The organism is Rhizobium sp. 01L410 (genome assembly GCF_056400165.1).
The window spans coordinates 60796-79362 of sequence record NZ_JBFTST010000010.1; the positions used below are offsets into that span (position 1 = coordinate 60796).

20 protein-coding genes and 2 pseudogenes are annotated in these 18567 nt (G+C 61.3%); 16 read left to right on the forward strand and 6 right to left on the reverse strand.

The window, feature by feature from the left end; translation table 11 throughout:
- Positions 1 to 151: 151 nt before the first annotated feature.
- The 3 genes from AC1DV9_RS21100 to AC1DV9_RS21110 are packed head-to-tail and all read right to left on the reverse strand — an operon-like array spanning position 152 to position 1930.
- Positions 152 to 1216, reverse strand: coding sequence for a 5-(carboxyamino)imidazole ribonucleotide synthase (locus AC1DV9_RS21100; RefSeq protein WP_477949925.1), 1065 nt, complete (start codon positions 1214 to 1216; stop codon positions 152 to 154).
- Positions 1213 to 1707: a 5-(carboxyamino)imidazole ribonucleotide mutase gene (gene purE / locus AC1DV9_RS21105; protein WP_112385502.1), complete on the reverse strand. Its 495-nt coding sequence runs from the start codon at positions 1705 to 1707 to the stop codon at positions 1213 to 1215. The genes AC1DV9_RS21100 and purE overlap by 4 nt, the downstream gene beginning before the upstream one ends.
- Before the next feature lie 19 nt (positions 1708 to 1726).
- Entirely contained in the window at positions 1727 to 1930 is a 204-nt protein-coding gene (locus AC1DV9_RS21110) for a YdcH family protein (protein WP_112385501.1), read from the reverse strand.
- 228 nt (positions 1931 to 2158) lie between these two features.
- Here AC1DV9_RS21110 and AC1DV9_RS21115 point away from each other — a divergent pair, with 228 nt between their 5' ends.
- A complete protein-coding gene (locus AC1DV9_RS21115) occupies positions 2159 to 2332 on the forward strand; it encodes a YdcH family protein (RefSeq protein ID WP_112385500.1) in 174 nt (57 codons plus the stop codon).
- 160 nt (positions 2333 to 2492) lie between these two features.
- On the opposite strand, the gene AC1DV9_RS21120 is transcribed toward AC1DV9_RS21115, so the two are convergent.
- Positions 2493 to 2753, reverse strand: a complete 261-nt coding sequence (locus tag AC1DV9_RS21120) for an ArsR/SmtB family transcription factor (protein ID WP_112385499.1) — start codon at positions 2751 to 2753, stop codon at positions 2493 to 2495.
- Positions 2754 to 2876: 123 nt separating this feature from the next.
- On the opposite strand from AC1DV9_RS21120, the gene AC1DV9_RS21125 reads away from it, so the two are divergent.
- Positions 2877 to 3269 (forward strand): GFA family protein, encoded by a 393-nt coding sequence (locus tag AC1DV9_RS21125; RefSeq protein WP_477949926.1) that lies wholly within the window; start codon positions 2877 to 2879, stop codon positions 3267 to 3269.
- Here AC1DV9_RS21125 and AC1DV9_RS21130 read toward each other — a convergent pair.
- Entirely contained in the window at positions 3266 to 4030 is a 765-nt protein-coding gene (locus AC1DV9_RS21130; RefSeq protein WP_477950039.1) for a sulfite exporter TauE/SafE family protein, read from the reverse strand. The genes AC1DV9_RS21125 and AC1DV9_RS21130 overlap by 4 nt on opposite strands.
- Before the next feature lie 107 nt (positions 4031 to 4137).
- Between AC1DV9_RS21130 and AC1DV9_RS21135 the strand changes: the two genes are divergently transcribed.
- Positions 4138 to 4794, forward strand: coding sequence for a thiamine phosphate synthase (locus AC1DV9_RS21135; RefSeq protein ID WP_477949927.1), 657 nt, complete (start codon positions 4138 to 4140; stop codon positions 4792 to 4794).
- A 10-nt stretch (positions 4795 to 4804) separates the two neighbouring features.
- The gene (locus AC1DV9_RS21140; protein WP_477949928.1) at positions 4805 to 5884 is read left to right on the forward strand and encodes a tetratricopeptide repeat protein; all 1080 of its coding nucleotides are present in this window, start codon (positions 4805 to 4807) and stop codon (positions 5882 to 5884) included.
- 3 nt (positions 5885 to 5887) lie between these two features.
- On the opposite strand, the gene AC1DV9_RS21145 is transcribed toward AC1DV9_RS21140, so the two are convergent.
- Complete coding sequence (locus AC1DV9_RS21145; protein ID WP_112518051.1) at positions 5888 to 7624, reverse strand: methyl-accepting chemotaxis protein; 1737 nt, start codon at positions 7622 to 7624, stop codon at positions 5888 to 5890.
- 342 nt (positions 7625 to 7966) lie between these two features.
- Between AC1DV9_RS21145 and AC1DV9_RS21150 the strand changes: the two genes are divergently transcribed.
- The 12 genes and pseudogenes from AC1DV9_RS21150 (at position 7967) to AC1DV9_RS21205 (ending at position 18505) form a co-directional block, all read left to right on the forward strand.
- Positions 7967 to 8296, forward strand: a complete 330-nt coding sequence (locus tag AC1DV9_RS21150) for an STAS domain-containing protein (RefSeq protein ID WP_442210093.1) — start codon at positions 7967 to 7969, stop codon at positions 8294 to 8296.
- Complete coding sequence (locus AC1DV9_RS21155) at positions 8293 to 8661, forward strand: response regulator (protein ID WP_112385492.1); 369 nt, start codon at positions 8293 to 8295, stop codon at positions 8659 to 8661. The genes AC1DV9_RS21150 and AC1DV9_RS21155 overlap by 4 nt, the downstream gene beginning before the upstream one ends.
- Positions 8658 to 10712 (forward strand): chemotaxis protein CheA, encoded by a 2055-nt coding sequence (locus AC1DV9_RS21160; protein ID WP_112518050.1) that lies wholly within the window; start codon positions 8658 to 8660, stop codon positions 10710 to 10712. Before AC1DV9_RS21155 ends, AC1DV9_RS21160 begins: the two co-directional genes overlap by 4 nt.
- Positions 10709 to 11212 carry a chemotaxis protein CheW gene (locus AC1DV9_RS21165; RefSeq protein WP_112385490.1) on the forward strand — a complete coding sequence of 168 codons (504 nt, stop codon included), beginning with the start codon at positions 10709 to 10711 and terminating at the stop codon, positions 11210 to 11212. Before AC1DV9_RS21160 ends, AC1DV9_RS21165 begins: the two co-directional genes overlap by 4 nt.
- Before the next feature lie 32 nt (positions 11213 to 11244).
- Positions 11245 to 12951, forward strand: coding sequence for a methyl-accepting chemotaxis protein (locus AC1DV9_RS21170; protein ID WP_112518049.1), 1707 nt, complete (start codon positions 11245 to 11247; stop codon positions 12949 to 12951).
- 53 nt (positions 12952 to 13004) lie between these two features.
- Positions 13005 to 13133, forward strand: a complete 129-nt coding sequence (locus tag AC1DV9_RS21175) for a hypothetical protein (RefSeq protein ID WP_310297247.1) — start codon at positions 13005 to 13007, stop codon at positions 13131 to 13133.
- Between the two features lie 82 nt (positions 13134 to 13215).
- Positions 13216 to 13719 (forward strand): annotated as a pseudogene (locus AC1DV9_RS21180) (MCP four helix bundle domain-containing protein); the annotation flags it as partial.
- Positions 13720 to 13899: 180 nt separating this feature from the next.
- Positions 13900 to 15048, forward strand: a pseudogene (locus tag AC1DV9_RS21185) (methyl-accepting chemotaxis protein); the annotation flags it as partial.
- A 2-nt stretch (positions 15049 to 15050) separates the two neighbouring features.
- Positions 15051 to 15527 (forward strand): chemotaxis protein CheW, encoded by a 477-nt coding sequence (locus AC1DV9_RS21190; protein ID WP_112385487.1) that lies wholly within the window; start codon positions 15051 to 15053, stop codon positions 15525 to 15527.
- A gap of 27 nt (positions 15528 to 15554) precedes the next feature.
- Positions 15555 to 16409, forward strand: a complete 855-nt coding sequence (locus tag AC1DV9_RS21195) for a CheR family methyltransferase (RefSeq protein ID WP_112518046.1) — start codon at positions 15555 to 15557, stop codon at positions 16407 to 16409.
- Between the two features lie 12 nt (positions 16410 to 16421).
- Entirely contained in the window at positions 16422 to 17519 is a 1098-nt protein-coding gene (locus AC1DV9_RS21200) for a protein-glutamate methylesterase/protein-glutamine glutaminase (RefSeq protein ID WP_112518045.1), read from the forward strand.
- Positions 17520 to 17704: 185 nt separating this feature from the next.
- Positions 17705 to 18505, forward strand: coding sequence for an inositol monophosphatase family protein (locus AC1DV9_RS21205; protein WP_112385484.1), 801 nt, complete (start codon positions 17705 to 17707; stop codon positions 18503 to 18505).
- Positions 18506 to 18567: the final 62 nt, after the last annotated feature.

The window sequence follows — 18567 nt, forward strand, 5'->3', positions numbered from 1 at the left end:
TCTGATCCGCGATCTCTGGGGGGAATTTCACATTCGCCCGTATCTTCAAACATTCAAAAGCGCGCTCGTGGCGCGCCTTTAGGTTGGGCAGGCAGATAACCCGATGGCATTCCTGTGTCAACCACATGAAGGCCTTTTATCCGGCAAAATCCTAGGTTTTCGCCGTCAGCACCGTCACATGGCCCATCTTGCGGCCAGGGCGGGACTCGGTCTTGCCGTAGAGATGGACGAGCGCGTCCTTGCGCCTCAGCCAGTCCGGAACGGTCAATATATCATCGCCGATGAGGTTCTGCATCACGCAATCCGAATGCCTGCCGGCATCGCCGAGCGGCAGCCCGCCGACGGCCCGGATATGCTGCTCGAACTGGGAAACCACGCAGGCGGCTTCCGTCCAATGGCCGGAATTATGGACGCGCGGCGCCATCTCGTTGGCGATCAGGCTGCCGTCGGCGAGCACGAAGAACTCGATACCGATGACGCCGACATAGCCGAGAGAAGTCAGGATTGCATCCGCGGCCTGGCGGGCAGCCTTTGCCGTGGCATCGGAAACTGAGGCCGGGATCGTAGAGGTGTGGAGAATGCCGTTTCTGTGGATATTCTCGGCCGGATCGAAGGCGACGACCGTGCCATCAGTCGCGCGGGCGGCGATGATCGACACTTCGCGCTCAAAGGCGACGAAGCTTTCCAGAATCAGCGGGACACCACCGAGAGCCACAAAGGCGCCTTCGGCGCTGTCGGCTGCCGAACGGAACACTTTCTGGCCCTTGCCGTCGTAGCCGAGGCGCCGGGTCTTCAGAACCCCCTGGCCACCGAAGTCCTTCAGCGCTGCTTCGAGGTCTGCCTGACTGTCGATCGCGCGAAACTTGGCCGTCGGAATGCCGCAGTCATTGATGAAGCGCTTTTCGACCAGACGGTCCTGGGCGGCTTCCAATGCCTTCGGCGGCGGATAGACTGGCACACTTGCGGCCAGCGTTTCGGCAGCGCCGACCGGTACGTTCTCGAATTCATAGGTGACGACGTCGCAGAGGCTGGCGAGCTCGGCAAGCGCTGCCGGATCGTCATAGGCGGCGGTGATCTGGTGGTTGGCAACCTGGGCTGCGGGGGAATCGGCCTGCGGCTCCAGAATGACCGTGCGGAAATTCAGGCGTGCGGCAGCCATGGCCAGCATGCGGCCAAGCTGGCCGCCGCCGATGATGCCGATTGTCTTTGCGCTCATCTATCGTCCATAGGGTATTCGGCGATCGCATCGCTCTGGCGTGCGCGCCATTCATCGAGGCGATCAGCAATATCGTCGTCGGAAAGGGCAAGAACGGCAGCCGCCAGCAGGGCGGCGTTGATCGCGCCGGCTTTGCCGATCGCCAACGTGCCGACCGGGATGCCGCCCGGCATCTGCACGATCGACAGCAGGCTGTCCTGGCCGGACATCGTCTTGGATTGCACCGGTACACCGAAGACCGGAAGCGGGGTAAAGGCGGCCGTCATGCCCGGAAGATGGGCCGCACCGCCAGCGCCGGCGATGATGATCTTGAAACCTTCGTCGCGAGCACCCTTGGCGAAACTGACCATCCGGTCTGGCGTGCGGTGGGCGGAGATGATGCGCGCCTCGTAGGGGATCTCGAGCGCCTCGAGCGTGTCGGCAGCGTTCTTCATGGTTTCCCAGTCGGATTGGCTACCCATGATGATGGCAACGGGTGGTCTGTCTGTCATCGTCAACGGCACGTCCTCTTCAGGCGATGATATCCGGGATGATCTGATCCTCGAGCTTCGACAGCTTGTCCTTGATCACAAGCTTCTTCTTCTTCATGCGCTGAACGCGCAGAGCATCGCAGCCGGTGGCAATCATGGCATTGATCGCGGCATCATAATCTTCGTGTTCCTGACGCAGGCGAGCCGCGATGAGCCTGACTTCCGCCTGTTCCTGATCGGCCATTTACATTCCCCATTATCGTCTTCGGACGTTGTCCGGTCTGCCGATGATTTCCGCAAGCTCCTATCACCAAATAGCGGTAACGGGAAGTTAGTGTTGATCATGAATTTGCCATCGACACACCATGTTTTCGCCTTCGACAAGCCTTCAAAAATATGTCACAGTCGAAAGGTTGACGCCTAGAACTCCAGCGATGGATGGCTGGGGAAGGCAAGAGGAAGGAAGGGTCTAATGACTGTTCAAGCTCATCTTGAGTCACTACAGAAGAAGCATGTAGCTCTGGAGGAAGAGTTACATTCGCTGATGACAGCTCCCTCCAAAAGAGACGCAGACATTGCGGAGTGCAAGCGCAGGAAACTGCGTATCAAAGACGAGATCCAACGTCTGAAATCTTCCGTTCACTAATCGAATAATTGAGAGATCATTGCTCGGTCAATTGCGGTCCATAAGGACATAAACATAATCTTTCAAAAGGTTTAGCAAGACAGAGCCGATCCCAAGACATCATGCGCCAGTCCATTCAGTGCGGAGTTGGACTGGCGCATTTTTTTATGTAAGGCGGGCGCTAGGCCCAGAATTGATCCAGCCAGAGATTGAGCTTGTCGAAGCCGCGGTTGTTGACCGCGTAGATACGGCGCGTGCCTTCCGAGGTGACGGAAACGAGGTTGGAATCGAGCAGCGCCTTGAGGTGCTGCGAGACCGCCGGGCGGCTGATCGGCAGGCCTTCGGCGAGCTCGTTGACCGTCTTCGGCGCGCGCCTCAGCTCTTCCAGCAGGAACCGCCGGTTCGGATCTGATATCGCGGCGAAAGGGTCAGCGCTCGACATGCCGAAACGCTACGGCAAAGGGCGCATTCCGGCAAGAGAATTGTGCGGTGCAGCAAGCACGATTGCAGCTTTGCCGTCTGCCGCCCTAGATATCTGCTCAGCTTCATTTTGAGGAGGATCAGGATGGACCGCATCACCGGCAGCTGCCTTTGCGGCAGCGTCCGCTTTGCCGCGACGGGAGCCCCGTACCGGGTCGGCATTTGCCACTGTCTCGATTGCCGCAAGCATCACGGCGCCCTGTTCCATGCCTCGGCGATCTATCCTGCCGATGCGGTCGAGGTTCAAGGCGAGACGGGGAGCTATGCCGGGCGGTTCTTCTGCCCGCGCTGCGGCTCGCCGGCCTTCGGCCGCAGCGGCGATGAGATCGAGCTGAACCTCGGCTCGTTCGATGTGCCCGGCCAGTTCAAGCCGACCTACGAGCTCTGGACGATCCGCCGCGAGGCATGGCTGCCGAAATTCCCCTGGGTTCGCAGCTACGAGCGCGAACGCGACAATGCAAGCCGCTCGGAAGATTAATAGCCGAGACCCTCACGGATGATCAGGAAGGCAGCGATCAGCGCCATCGCGTACATGAACGGATAGAAGATCTCCGGCTTCATGCGGCGCACGCACCATGCGCCGGCGATCGTTGCTAGCGGCGCGAAGGGCAGCAGCGTCATCGATGTGACGAGGTTCTTGGTGTCGAGCTGGCCAAGGGCGAAATAGGGGATCAGCTTCACGGCGTTGAGGATTGCGAAGAAACGAACGCTGGTGCCGGTGAATTCACGCGGCGGCAGTTTCAGCGGCAGCGCGTAGATCTGAAAGGGTGCGCCGCCCGCGTGAGCGACGAAGCTGCCATAACCTGACAGCGTTCCCCAGGCACTGGCAAGAAACGGCCGCTGACCGCGGGGCGGAACGATCTTGCCTGTACCGGGACCGAAATTGTTCCAGAAGTAGCGCAGACAGAACAGCACCGTGACCGTGCCGATGATGATGCGCAGCACATTGCCGGGAATGAGCGCCGATGTTGCCCAGCCGAGCGCGATCCCGAAGAGGGCGCCTGGCAGCATGGTCTTCAGCGTCGTCCAGTCGCCATGCTGGCGCCAGATGATCAGCGAGATGATGTCCATGAAAACGAGGATCGGCAGCAGGATGGCGGCGGCTTCGACCGGGGAGACGACGAGCGCCAGAAAGGGGACGCCGATCAGTGAGAGGGCATCTCCCATGCCGCCCTTCGCCAGCCCGACGAGCAATACCGCGGGCACCGCCGCGTAAAAGAATGACAGTTCCGGCAGCATGCTTTTCAAGTCCTCCCCTTGCCAGCCCCGTCTATCGGAATTACTCACACAAAACGAGTGCGGAGTTGCCGCCTGCTGGCGGAATCCGCGGAAAATGGAAAGACGTCATGACCACCGACCCGGAAAACCGCTGCCGCCTAGTTCTGATCGCCCCCGACATCGCCGATGCCGATGAGAGGACGAAGATCGTCGGCGACGCGCTGAAGGGCGGCGATGTCGCCTCGGTGATCGTTCCGCAATACGGTCTCGATGACGGCGCCTTTCAGAAACATGCCGAAAAGCTTGTCCCGGTTATCCAGGATGCCGGCGCTGCAGCGCTGATATCGGGCGACAGCCGTATCGTCGGACGGGCGAGGGCTGACGGGCTGCATATGGCTGAGCCGGCTGCAGCACTGGCCGAGGCGATCGACAAATATGCCGACAAGCTGATCGTCGGCGGCGGCAACGCGACCGATAGGCATACGGCGCTGGAGATCGGCGAGGCCCGCCCGGACTACATTTTCTTCGGCAAGCTCGACGGCGACATCAAGCCGGAGGCGCATCCGAAGAACGTTGCGCTCGGCGAATGGTGGGCATCGATGATCGAGATCCCGTGCATGGTGATGGGCGGAACGGACCCGGCCTCGGCGCTCGTCGTTGCCGAATCCGGCGCCGAATTCGTCGCCCTCCGTCTGGCGGTCTTTGCCGATCCGACACAGGCGCCTGCGATCGTTGCGCAGGTCAACGCACTTCTTGACGAAAAAGCGCCACGGTTTGAGGATTGAAGTCGCGCTTATGCCGATCCTAGCCGTTCAGATGCGCCGATTCTTCCTTGCTGCCGCCACGCTCGCCGTGGCGCTGCCCCACGTTGCTGCCGCGCAGACGATCGACAATGTGGTGACACGGCCAGTCGGCGGCGATGCCGAGCCGCTGAAGAAGGGCCGCCCGGCAGAGGGTGCGCAGCCCTCGTCCGGGCTCGGCGTGCTGGATCGCATGGGTGCGAAGCTGCCCGATCTGCCGCCCGAGAAGAATTACCACGGACCCGTCGATGACGCCTACGGCGCCTATCAGCGCGGCTACTACCTGACGGCGATGCAGCTTGCGCTGCCGCGGGCGCAGCTTGGCGATCCCTCGGCACAGACGCTGGTTGCTGAGATGCAATATGCCGGACTTGGCGTGCGACGCGATCTGAAGAGTTCGGCCTTCTGGTACGGCAAGGCGGCCGAGGGTGGTGATGCGGCGGCTATGTTCAAGTATGCGCTGATGCTGATGGCCGGCGAGATCGTGCAGCGCGACAAGGCGAAGGCCGACGACTACATGAAGAAGGCTGCTGATTCCGGCAATTCTTCGGCGCAATTCAACTGGGCACAGATCCTGACATCCGATCATCCCGGACAGGAGGGGCTGAAGCTGGCGCTGCCTTACTATGAAAAGTCAGCCGAACAGGGGATTGCCGACGCGCAGTATGCCGTTGCTGAACTCTATTCGACCTTGCCCGACCTGCCGGAAGAAAAGCGCCGGCGGACGCGTGAATGGATGGCGCGTGCGGCGCGTGCCGGTTTCGATACCGCCCAGGTCGATCTGGCTGTCTGGCTCGTGAATGGCCAGAACGGTCCGCGCGATTTCGTGCGTGGCTTCGAATGGATGCAGCTTGCTGCCAACCGCGGTAACGTCGTGGCGCAGAACAAGCTCGCGCATCTCTACATCTATGCGCTTGGCACCAAACCCGATCCGATCGAGGCTGCCAAGTGGTATGTCCTATCGCGCCGGGCCGGATTGCCCGACCCGGAGCTTGAGGACTTCTTTCTGGGGATCGAGGACGATCAGCAGAAGGCGGGGATCGACCGGGCGAACAAGTTCCGCCGGCTGCCGTAGTTCCTAGAACAGCGCATCGGCGAAGAGATCTTCGTCACCACCCGCGCTTACGGGCGCTGCTGCCACCGGCGCGGGCGCGGCTTCGTCTTCCATTTGCGGGATGATGTGGCGGTGGACGTGCCGCTCCTGCACCATGGTGTAGAGCTTGAAGATCTTGCGATCGAGCGGCGCGACAGCCTCGGCGATGTCGTCGATGGAGGCGATTTCCTGACCGGCGGCATCTTCCAGAACAGTGGCGCAGCGAGCCAGCGTTTCGCCGAGATCGTGTTCGAAATCGAGCTTCCCGATCATCAGGGTGATCTTGCTTGCGACCTCGCGGCCGTGCTCGGCCAGCACCTTCAGTTCTTCTTCCATCATGTTGGCGGCAGAGCGGATGCTGCCGACGGCGGCCGTCAGGTTCTCGGCGAGGCCGCCGGAATTGCCGGTTGAGGGCGCCATGTTGCCGGCGGCTGCTTCCAGTGCCGGAAGGCCGTTGACGATGGAGTCGGCTGAATCGTCGAGCTTGCTTGCAAAGATGCGCAGCTCGGCGGTGACGACGTTGATCGACTTGCCCTCTTCGCCGAGGCGGCTGCAGCGCAGGTTAGTGTTCAGAGCCATGTAATTGATATCGGTCTTGACCGAACGGATGTTGCCGATCGATTCCAACAGCTTAGCGGCAGTGCCCAGCGTCGATTGGCTGACCTGATCCGCCTGCCGGGTGGCCGCATCGACCTGCTTGACGATCTCGTGGGCTGCCGAGACGCTCGATTCCAGGGCGCGCATGAAGTTGTTTTCGCCGCCGCCGCCCATCTGATCGCGGAGCTTCATGATCTCGTGCGTGTCGTGGCTGAAGCTCTTGATGGTCTGCACGACATTCTGCGAGTCGCGGTGGAAGTCGGTGCACATGTCCGCCATCTGTGCGGCGGTCAGGTGGTTGATGACGTTGCGCAAACGCTCGCGCTGGTCGGCGTCGAGCGATTTGCCGTCACCATCCAGAAACTCGTCGAGCAGGGCAAAGCTGCTCTGCACATGCTCGATGCGCTGACGGGTGATGTCGCCGATCTGCAGTGCCGACAGCGTCGAGGCGACCTTGGACTGGACGCCGCGTGCGATGGCGCCGACGTCGCGGGCGATGGCGCCGAGATTCTGGCGGTGGCCGGCAATCTTCTGCGCATCCTGGCGGAGCGCCGAAGCCACGGCAGGAACGGTCTCAGAATAGCTCTTCGACAGATTGACGCCAAAGCTCAGCGCCACTTTGACTTCCTTCTGCAGGCTGTCGAGATGGCCGGCGAAGCGGTTGACTTCCTCGGTACCGGAATAGATGCGTTCAAGGATTTCCTGGGCGAAGCCGGCGAATTCGGGAAGGCCAGCACCGGTGATCTTCACGGTCACCGCAAAAGTCCGCAGGTAGCGCATGGTCTCCTGCATTTCGGCAATGTGCTTGTGCAGATCGCTGCCGGTCTGTGCAAGGACCGTCAGGGCGTTCTGGCGGGCCTGTTCGGTCACCGGCAGCGCCGTCAGGCTCTCGACGGTCGCGCGCAAATCGGCATCGGCATTGCTCGACTCATTGTTGTCGAGTGCCTTGGTGATGTTATCGAGGGAATTCAGCAAACGGTTGAGAACATCCATCACCGAAAGCAGCACCGTGCCGCCTTCGAGGAAGCGCTCTTCGACCTGGCTGCGCGCCGTTTCCAGCGTCCGGCTTACATCCGTGCCCGCCGTCAAGATTGTCGGCTGTGCCGATACCGCCCCGTGTTTCACCCTGTTCCCTTTACTTATAACTTTTGGAAATCTGGTGCTATCTTTACGGGCAGGATGGAAATGAGGGGTAAACAGTTTCGACTCGCGTACGTTGTGATTAATGCTGCGTAAAGATTCCAGCGCCCCTTGTCCGCTTTAGCCCTAATATTAAAATAACAGACTGTTTTCATTTTGTTTTTTAAATAGCTGGAAAGCCATACTACAACTTATCTTAGGTAAGAATTCGGGAGTCCCGACTCGCTCCAATTGCAGATCGGTTACAACCAGAATTTACTCCCCGTTAAGCCTGTCGTGAGAGTCCTTTAAAGGAATACAAGTATTTCTCATGCCGCGAGGGCTGACTTGAACATGGATAATCAACTCCGTGATTCTGTATTATTTCCTGATGTTCTGAGCATCCGAAACGTATCCGATCTGCGTGCGAATATTATTTCGGCGCTCGATAGTAATGAGCGGATTGTATTTGAGATTCCGGCTGGTGCCGAAGCCGACCTGAGCTTCGTGCAGCTGGTTGAATCGGCACGGCGGCAAGCAAAGGCGCTGGGCAAATCCCTGACACTCTCCTCGCCTGTTGGCGAACGTCTTCTCAAGGTTCTCGAACGGGCCGGCTTCGTCGAAGCCTTCACCGCCGAGGACGCGAAGTTCTGGTTGCATAAAGAGGTTACAGCATGAGCGCCAACATCCTGACAGTCGACGATTCCGCCAGCATCCGGCTGACGACCAAGGTCACGCTGACCAATGCAGGCTACGCCGTGACCGAGGCGGTCAACGGTGCGGAAGGCCTTGCCACCGCGCAGACCGCCCAGTTCGATCTGATCGTCACCGATCTGAACATGCCTGTTATGGATGGCCTGACGATGATCGAGGAGCTGCGCAAGCTGCCGAGCCAGGCCGGCGTTCCGATCATCTTCCTGACGACCGAGTCCGACGCCGATCTGAAGGCGCGCGCCAAGGCCGCCGGTGCGACCGGCTGGCTGACCAAGCCGTTCGATCCTGAGAACCTGGTGAAGATCGTCAAGAAGGTCTTAGGCAGATGAGCACGCTCGATCCGGTCGCAGTCTTCCGCATGGAAGCCGCCGAATGCCTGGAGGCAATCGAGGCGGGCCTTCTCGATCTCACCCATCAGCTCGACGACAAGGGTCTCGTCGATGCCGTCTTCCGCGGCCTGCACACGCTCAAGGGTTCGGGCGCGATGTTCGGCTTCGAGGCCCTAGCCGCCTTCACGCATCATTGCGAGACGGCTTTCGACCGGGTCCGCAAGGGCGAAGTACCGGCGACCGCCGAACTGGTGGCAGCGGTACTGGCAGCTCAGGACCACATGCGCGCCCTCGTCGATCAGCCAGATGCCGATCACGGTGATACCGGACAGAAGCTGCTTGCCCTGCTGCAGGCAGCTGTCGGCGGTTCTGCTGCTGCGAAAGAGCCGGTGCCTGCCGTCGCTGCTCCGGCCGCCGCCGCACCAGCGCAGCAGAAGAAGCTCAACCATTGGCGCATCCGTTTCAGCCTGCCGTCGAATGCGATGGCCAACGGCACCAATCCGCTCGGCCTCCTCGACGAGCTGCGCGAACTCGGCGAGTGCACCGTCCGCGCCAATACCGCCGCTATCCCGCCGTTGAACGAGCTGGTCCCGAACGAGCTCTACGTTTCCTGGGAAGTGGTGCTGAAGAGCGAGCAGGATCGTTCGGCGATCGACGATGTCTTCATCTTCGTAATGGATGACATGGAGCTCGAAGTCGTCGATATCGTTGACGCCCCGGCACCTGCTGCCGAGCCCGTGAAGGCCGTCGAACCTGCACCCGCAGTCATTCCCGCAGCCGCGACCCCGGCTGCTGCTCCGGCCTTCAAGCCGGTCGAAGCGGTGCCGGCCAAGCGCGAGGCGCCGGCTGTTGCCGCTGACAGCCGTCAGGCCAAGGCGCAGGAAAATGTCCGCGTTCCGGCCGAGCGTCTCGACGAACTGATGGACCGCGTTGGCGAGCTTGTCATCGCCCAATCGCGTCTCAGCCAGCTTGCCAGCTCCAGTGCTGATATTGCCTTGCGCTCCGTCTCGGAAGAAATCGAGCGGCTGTCGGGCGAGTTGCGCGACACGATGATGGTGCTGCGCATGGTGCCGGTGGCAACGCTGTTTTCGCGCTTCCGCCGCCTCGTCCACGATCTGGCCCGCGAAACCGGCAAGGTGATCGAGCTGGTCACCGAAGGCGAGAGCACCGAGGTCGACAAGACCGTCATCGAGCGTCTTGCCGATCCGCTGGTGCATCTGGTCCGTAACTCCATCGACCACGGTCTGGAAACGCCTGCCGACCGTCTTGCTGCCGGCAAGAGCGAAACCGGCACGGTGACGCTGTCTGCCCGCCAGTCCGGCGGCGAGGTGATCATCTCAATCAAGGATGACGGCCGCGGCATCAACCGGGAACGGGTACGTGCCAAGGCGGAGTCGTCAGGCCTGATTGCGCCTGGCCAGCCGCTGTCGGATTCCGAACTGCTGCAGCTGATCTTCGCGCCGGGCTTCTCGACGGCGGCGGCGATCACCAATCTTTCCGGCCGCGGCGTCGGCATGGATGTGGTCAAGAAGACGGTCGAGGCGCTGCGCGGCGCCATTGATATCGAAAGCAAGCCGGGCGAAGGCTCGGATGTGTCACTTCGCATTCCGCTGACGCTGGCGATCATCGACGGTCTGCTCGTTCGTGTAGGCTCCGGCCGCTACGTCATTCCGCTGTCGGCGGTCGAGGAATGCCTCGAGCTTTCGCTCGAAGAAGACCTGCGTTCGCGCGGGCGGAGCTTCATCTCGCTGCGCGACAGCCTGGTGCCGTTCCTGCGACTTCGCGATCTGTTCCGCACCGGCACCAAGCCTGACGTTCACCAGAAGGTGGTGGTCATCTCGACCGGCACCGAGCGTGTCGGCCTCGTTGTCGATCAGATCATCGGCGACCACCAGACGGTCATCAAGTCGATGTCGAAGCTGCATGACGACGTTGCGACCTTCTCGGGCGCAACCATTCTCGGCGACGGCAGCGTCGCCCTCATTCTCGACGTCGGCCACCTCGTGGCCGCCGGTCAGCAACAGGAATCTCAGATGAGGGTGGCAGGATGAGTGCGGTAGCCGAGAGAGTGGACCAGTTCTGGTCCTATGCCGACGAAGTCGAAGTTCTGACATTCGACATGAACGGCGAAACCTTCGCGCTCGAAGCTGTGATGGTCCAGGAAATCCTCGACCTCCTGCCTGAGACCGCCGTTCCCGGCGCTCAGTCCTTCGTGGCCAGCGTCATCAATTTTCGCGGCAAGGTCATCCCGCTTGCCGATCTGCGCCTCGCCTTCGGAATGGAAGCGACCGAAGCGACGATCGACAGCCGCATCATCGTTATTGAAATCGACCTGCATGGCGAGCAGACGCTCGTCGGCCTCAGGACCGACAAGGTGAATGAAGTCACCACGCTCGCAAAGACGGCGAGCGAACCACCGCCGAGTGTCGGCATGCGCTGGCGCGCCGACTACATCAACTGCCTCGTCAAACGGGGAGGGGAATTCATCATCATCCCCAACCTGCAGGCAATCTTTTCCTCCCGGCACGACAGCGCCGGCAACTCACACTGAAACGCCGTTGATATCAGCTAGGGGGCTGGACGATGCGACTGACAATTAAAGCAAAACTGGTGACTGCGTTCACCTTCATCATATTAATGCTCGTGGGTACCGCCGGTTACGGCGTCATGAGCCTGGGCGCACTGAACGACACGCTCGGCAATCTGCTTGCCGGTCCGGCGGCACGCCTCGATCTCGCGCAGCAGATCAATATCGCGCAGCTGGAAGCGATCCGTCAGCAGAAGAATCTGCTGACTTCCCGCACACCGGACGATATCGCCTCTTCGATTCAGAAGGGTGATCAGGCCCGCAAGGACTTCTCTGACGCATTCAGCAGCGTCGTTGCGATCGCCAGCGAAGAAGGCAAGCCGCGCTGGGCACAGATTGCCGAATTCTCCAAGGCGTTCAACCAGGCTGACGATCAGATCCGCGATCTGATGAAGGCCGGGAACATGGATGCTGCTAACACCATTTCGGTCTCCACCGCGCGTGATGCTGCTAACAAGATCGATGCGGCGCTCGACGATATTCTGGTACTCGAAAAGCAGCGCATGAAGGATGCCGACGACAGCGCCGATCTGCAGTTTTCATCGACCCGTACGGTCATGATCTCTATTGCCGGCGTCGCTCTGCTGCTCGCCGCTGTTACTGCCTTCTGGATCGCCAACACCATCAGCAAGGGGCTGACCCGCGCCAACACCGTCGTTCGCGAAGTTGCCGAAGGCGACCTCACCAAGACGGCTGAAATCACCAACCGCGACGAAATCGGCGAGCTGCTCGGCAACGTCAACGTGATGATCGAGCGTCTGCGCGGCGTCGTCGCCGATGCGCTGTCGGCTGCCGACAACGTCTCGTCGGGCAGTCAGGAACTGTCGGCTTCCTCCGAGCAGGTCTCGCAGGGCGCGACCGAACAGGCCGCGTCCGCCGAGGAAGCATCTGCCTCGATGGAGCAGATGGCTGCCAACATCAAGCAGAACGCCGACAACGCCGCTCAGACGGAAAAGATTGCCCGCCAGTCTGCCAAGGACGCCGAAGCATCGGGCGAAGCCGTCACTCGCGCCGTTGAAGCGATGCGCACGATCGCCCAGAAGATTGGTATCGTTCAGGAAATCGCCCGCCAGACCGATCTTCTCGCCCTGAACGCCGCAGTCGAAGCAGCCCGTGCGGGCGAACATGGCAAGGGCTTTGCGGTCGTCGCCTCCGAAGTCCGCAAGCTTGCCGAACGCAGCCAGTCGGCTGCCGCCGAAATCAGCTCGATGTCGGGCGATACGGTGAAGGCTGCTGCCGACGCCGGTGAAATGCTCGGCCGTCTGGTTCCCGATATCCGCAAGACCGCCGAACTGGTCTCCGAGATCAGCGCCGCCTGCCGCGAGCAGGATATCGGTGCCTCGCAGATCAACGAAGCGATCCAGCAGCTCGACAAGGTGACCCAGCAGAACGCGGGTGCATCGGAAGAAATGTCGGCAACGTCTGAAGAACTCGCTGCCCAGGCAGAAGAGCTCCAGGCTTCGATCGCCTTCTTCAAGGTCGATACGGCTGGTGCTACCCGCGCCGGTGTCAAGAAGGCTGCTCCGGTCAAGACCACCGCCAAGTTCGTCAAGGCCCCGGCTGCTGCCCGCAAGCCGACCAACGATCACTTCGCTCACGGTCAGTCGGTTTCGAGCCAGCAGGCTCGCGCCAAGGGCTTTGCGCTCGACATGTCGATGGGCGGCCCTGACGCGCATGACGACGACTTCCGCGAAAGCGCCTGAGCGCTGAAGCTCCGATGAGATTGCCGCGGGCCTGATGGGCCCGCGGCAGGGAAATGCCCGGCGTGATGGATGCGCCGGTTTCGACCGGCGATGTCTGCCTGCCGGTCGCCGAAGCCCGGGTGCGTCCTGATTGGCTGCCGGCTCAAGCGACGATGATCTGGAACAAGCGAATGGTCTCGTGATGCGTGCCGCTTACCGCGGCACGATCCAAGCGCCGCGGTGCCGCGGCGGAATAATCAGACAATCTCTAGTGAGGAATGCCCTATGACTGCCAGCCGCAAAAAAGGACTCTTCAGTTCCATCGGCACCAAGATTCTTGCGATCCAGATCTCGTCCAGCATTGCCATTGCCAGCGTCATCGGCGGTGGCGCCTATTACGGCATGAATGCCATGACTGAATCGATGAAGTCGATCTATGACGATCGCGTCGTTCCATTGCAGCAGCTGAAGCTGGTGTCCGACGCCTATGCCGTCAGTATCGTCGATACGACGCACAAGCTGCATGCCGACAAGCTCGACTGGCAGCAGGCCGCGACCAGCATCGAAGGCGCAAAGCGTACGATCTCCGACCAATGGTCGGCCTATCTCTCGACCGAGCTGACGCCGCAGGAAAGCCTGATCGCCGAAAAGGTGAAGAGCGACATGGCCAAGTCCGACACCAAGGTCGAGGAACTGCAGGATATCCTGAAGTCGCGCGATGCTGCCAAGCTCGATGGCTTCGTGAAGAATGACCTCTATCCGGCAATCGACCCGACCACCGACGGGATCGGCAAGCTCACCGAGTACCAGCTGGAAGCCGCGAAGGAACTCAGAGAGCAGGGCATCGCGCTCTTCCATTCGCTGATCCAGCTCACCGTCATCAGCGGTCTGCTGATCACGCTGGCTGCGATCGGCGTCGTCATCTTCGTCACCAACGCCATCAAGCGCAACCTCGCTGCCGCCACCGAGCTGGCAAGCGCAGTCGCTCTCGGCGATGTTGCTGCCACGGCCACCGTCAATTCGAATGACGAGGTCAAGGACCTGGTGGACGCGCTGAACACCATGACCGCCAACCTCCGCAACACGGCCGGCATAGCCGACCAGATCGCCAATGGCGACCTGACGGTCATGCCGAAGGCGCTGTCGGACAAGGATACGCTCGGCATCGCCCTGGAGCGGATGGTCGAACGTCTGCGCGGCGTCGTTGCCGATGCGATCGCGGCTGCAGAGAACGTCTCGGCGGGAAGCCAGGAACTGTCCTCCAGCTCGGAGCAGGTCTCGCAGGGTGCTACCGAACAGGCTGCCTCGGCTGAAGAAGCCTCCGCGGCCATGGAGGAAATGGCGGCCAACATCAAGCAGAACGCTGACAATGCCGCTCAGACCGAGAAGATCGCCCGCCAGTCGGCAAAGGATGCCGAAATCAGCGGCGAAGCGGTGACCCGCGCCGTCGAAGCGATGCGTACGATCGCCCAGAAGATCGGCATCGTTCAGGAAATCGCCCGCCAGACCGACCTTCTCGCTCTGAACGCCGCTGTGGAAGCAGCCCGTGCAGGTGAACATGGCAAGGGCTTTGCGGTCGTCGCCTCCGAAGTCCGCAAGCTTGCCGAACGCAGCCAGTCGGCTGCAGCCGAGATCAGCGCCATGTCGGGTGATACTGTCAAGGCTGCTGCCGAGGCCGGTGATATGCTGGGACGTCTGGTGCCGGATATCCGCAAGACCGCCGAGCTGGTTTCCGAGATCAGCGCCGCCTGCCGCGAGCAGGATGTCGGCGCCTCGCAGATCAATGAAGCGATCCAGCAGCTCGACAAGGTGACCCAGCAGAATGCCGGTGCATCCGAGCAGATGTCGGCAACCTCCGAAGAGCTTGCGACGCAGGCTGAAGAGCTGCAGGCCTCGATCGCCTTCTTCCGCGTCGATATGGCGACCGGGCGTCAGCAGAAGGTGCCGGCGGCTCGCATGTCGGTCAGCCGCATCCCGGCGCAGGCCGTTCGCAAGCCGTCCAAGGCTCCGGCTGCCAACAGCATTGCCAGCCAGCAGGCACGCGCAAAGGGCTTTGCCCTTGATATGTCAATGGGCGGTCCCGACGAGGGCGATGCCGAATTCAAGGAAAGCGCATAATCATGGCGACAGCGTCCCAGGAAGCTCAATTCGTGACTTTCAGCCTCGGCGATGAAATCTTCGCCGTCCCGGTGGAAGTGGTCAGGGAAATTCTAGACTACGCGGAAGCGTTCAAGATCCCGAACGGTCCGGACTACCTGCTCGGCCTTCGCGACGTGCGCGGCCAGGGCGTGCCAACCATCGATCTCCGGCTGAAGCTCGGCATGTCGAAGACGCAGCCGACCTCGCATACGCGGGTTCTCGTTCTCGACATCCCGATGGAGAGCCGGATGCTGACGCTGGGCCTGGTTGCCGACCGGGTCTTCGAGGTCACGCCTTTCCGGCGGGATCAGATCGAGGCGGCGCCCGATATCGGCGTCCGCTGGCGTTCGGATTACATCGCCGGTGTGGTCCGCCGCGACGATGGTTTCGTGGTGATCGTCGATCTCGCGCGGCTGCTGTCGCGCGAGGATGCCTCGGCATTGCAATCGGCGGCCTAGCGCTGCCGCCTTTGGAGTATTGCGTACATGAGTGTGGCAGCAGTGGAAGCCCAATTGCCGGGCGACCGGATCAGCAAGCGTAATTTCGATAAGCTTGCCCGGTTCATCTACGATTATAGTGGCATCAAGATGCCTCCGACGAAACTGACGATGCTCGAGGGCCGCCTGCGCCGCCGCCTTCGGGCCACCCATCACTCCAGTTTCGACGATTACTGCGACTTCCTCTTCGATCACGGCGGCCTCGAGCAGGAAACGGTTTACCTGATCGACGTGGTGACGACCAACAAGACCGACTTCTTCCGCGAGGCCAAGCATTTCGAATATATGCAGCTGACGGCGCTTCCGGCGCTTGTTGCAGGTGGTGCGCGCAAGATCCGCACCTGGAGTTCGGCCTGCTCGACCGGCGCCGAACCGTATACGATGGCGATGGTGCTCTCCGAATTCGTCGAGGAGCGGGCCGGGCTGTCCTACAGCGTGCTGGCCACCGACCTCAGCACCGATGTGCTGCAGACGGCGCGCCGCGGCATCTATCCGCAGGATCTGGTGCAGCCAGTACCTCACGATCTGCAGCGCAAATATGTGATGACTGCCAAGCAGCCGGGCCGCCGTGATGTGCGCATCGCACCGTCGCTGCGCAGCAAGGTAGGCTTTGCGCGCATGAACCTGATGGACGACAAATATCCGGTCGGCGAGCCGATGCAGATCATCTTCTGCCGCAATGTGCTGATCTATTTCGACAAGCCGACGCAGCAGGGTGTGCTGAGCAGGCTCTGCGACTGCCTGGCCGACGGCGGCTACATGTTCATCGGCCATTCGGAATCGATCACCGGATTCGACCTGCCGCTGAAGCAGGTTTCGAACACGGTGTTCCAGAAGACGTAAAGCAGGATTGAGATGGGAAAGAAGATTCGCGTCCTCGTCATCGACGATTCCGCCAGTGTTCGCCAGACGCTGGTCCGCATTCTCGAAGAAGACCCCGATATCGAAGTCATGGGCGTGGCGACCGACCCTTTCATGGCCGCCCGCAAGATGCAGGAAGACGTCCCAGATGTCATCACGCTGGATGTTGAAATGCCGCGCATGGACGGCATAACCTTCCTGCGCAAGCTGATGTCGCAGCACCCGATCCCAGTTGTGATGTGCTCGTCGCTGACGGAGACCGGTTCCGAGACGTTGATCCAGGCGCTGGAAGCCGGCGCCGTCGATATCATTCTGAAATCGAAGATCGGCGCTGCCGACAGCCTGGCTGATGATGCGATCCGCATCCGCGAAGTGGTGAAGGGCGCTGCCCATGCTCGCTTGCCGTCGGTGCGGCGTGGTGTCGGCGTGGTGCGTTCGGCATCCGCTGATGGCCCGGCGAAGAAGCTCACGGCCGATGCGATGCTGCCGCCGCCGACGGGTCGCGCCATGGCGAAGACCACCGAGATGGTCGTCTGCGTTGGCGCATCGACAGGCGGAACCGAGGCGCTGCGCGAATTTCTGGAAGCGCTGCCGGCCAACGCGCCGGGCATGGTCATCGTCCAGCACATGCCGGAGAAATTCACCGCCGCCTTCGCCAAGCGCCTCAACGGTCTCTGCGAGGTCGAGGTCAAGGAAGCGGCCGATGGCGATGCGGTGTTGCGCGGTCATGTGCTGATCGCGCCCGGCGACCGGCATATGCTGCTCGAGCGCCAGGGCGCGCGCTATCATGTGTCGGTGAAGACCGGACCGCTGGTTTCCCGCCACCGCCCCTCCGTCGATGTGCTGTTCCGCTCGGCCGCGCGGTCTGCCGGCTCGAACGCCATGGGTATCATCATGACCGGGATGGGCGACGACGGCGCACGCGGCATGCTCGAGATGCATCAGGCCGGCGCCTATACAGTGGCGCAGGACGAGGCGAGCTGCGTGGTCTTCGGCATGCCGAAGGAAGCGATCGCCAAGGGCGGTGTCAGCCGCGTGCTGCCGCTCGACCAGATAGCCCGCGAAGTGCTGCTGACACAGCAGAAGTTCTAGAGAAACCGGCGGCCTCGGCCGCCGGTTTTCGTCTGGCGACGAGGGTGGGCATCGTCTCCCCTTGAAATTTCCCCGATTTTGTGGTCTTGAGGCCGCCAATCTTATAAAGCGCTGCCTTTTCCGGCGATCAGGGACACTTCCCGCCCTGACAGCGACCCCGTACCAGTTCCAAGGAAATTGCCAACATGGCCCGTTCTGCTCTTCTCAATGTCATGGTTCAGGCTGCCATCAAGGCAGGCAAGTCGCTGGGGCGTGATTTCGGAGAAGTTCAGAACCTGCAGGTTTCGGTCAAGGGTCCGGGCGATTTCGTTTCGAATGCCGATCGCAAGGCCGAGAAGATCGTCAAGGAGGAGCTACTGAAGGCGCGTCCGACCTATGGCTTCCTCGGCGAGGAAAGCGAAGAGATCAAGGGCACGGACGGCGCGCATCGCTGGATCGTTGATCCGCTCGACGGCACCACCAACTTCCTGCACGGCATTCCGATGTTTGCGGTCTCGATCGCGCTGGAGCGTAACGGCGAGATCGTCGCCGGCGTCGTCTTCAACCCGGCGACCGATGAGCTCTACACCGCCGAGCGCGGCGGTGGCGCATTCCTCAACGATCGCCGTCTGCGCGTCGGCGCCCGCCGCGTGCTGTCCGATGCCGTCATCGCCTGTGGCGTTCCGCATCTCGGCCGCGGCAATCACGGCAAATTCCTCGTCGAGCTGCGCCATGTGATGGGCGAAGTTGCCGGTATCCGTCGTATGGGTGCAGCGTCTCTGGATCTCGCCTACGTGGCTGCTGGCCGCTTCGACGGCTTCTGGGAAGACCGCCTTTCCCCGTGGGATATCGCTGCCGGTATTCTGCTGATCCGCGAAGCCGGTGGTTACGCAACCGACTGGAACGGCGGCGCTGACGTCGTCGAAGGCGGCGCGGTGGTAGCGGGCAACGAGTACATTCACAAGGCACTCACCGAAACCATCAAGCGCCCTATCCCTTCGAAGTAATTCCTCATCAAAACCGGCTGTTGTAAACACACGGTTTTCTGTCGCGGCATACTTCAATTTGG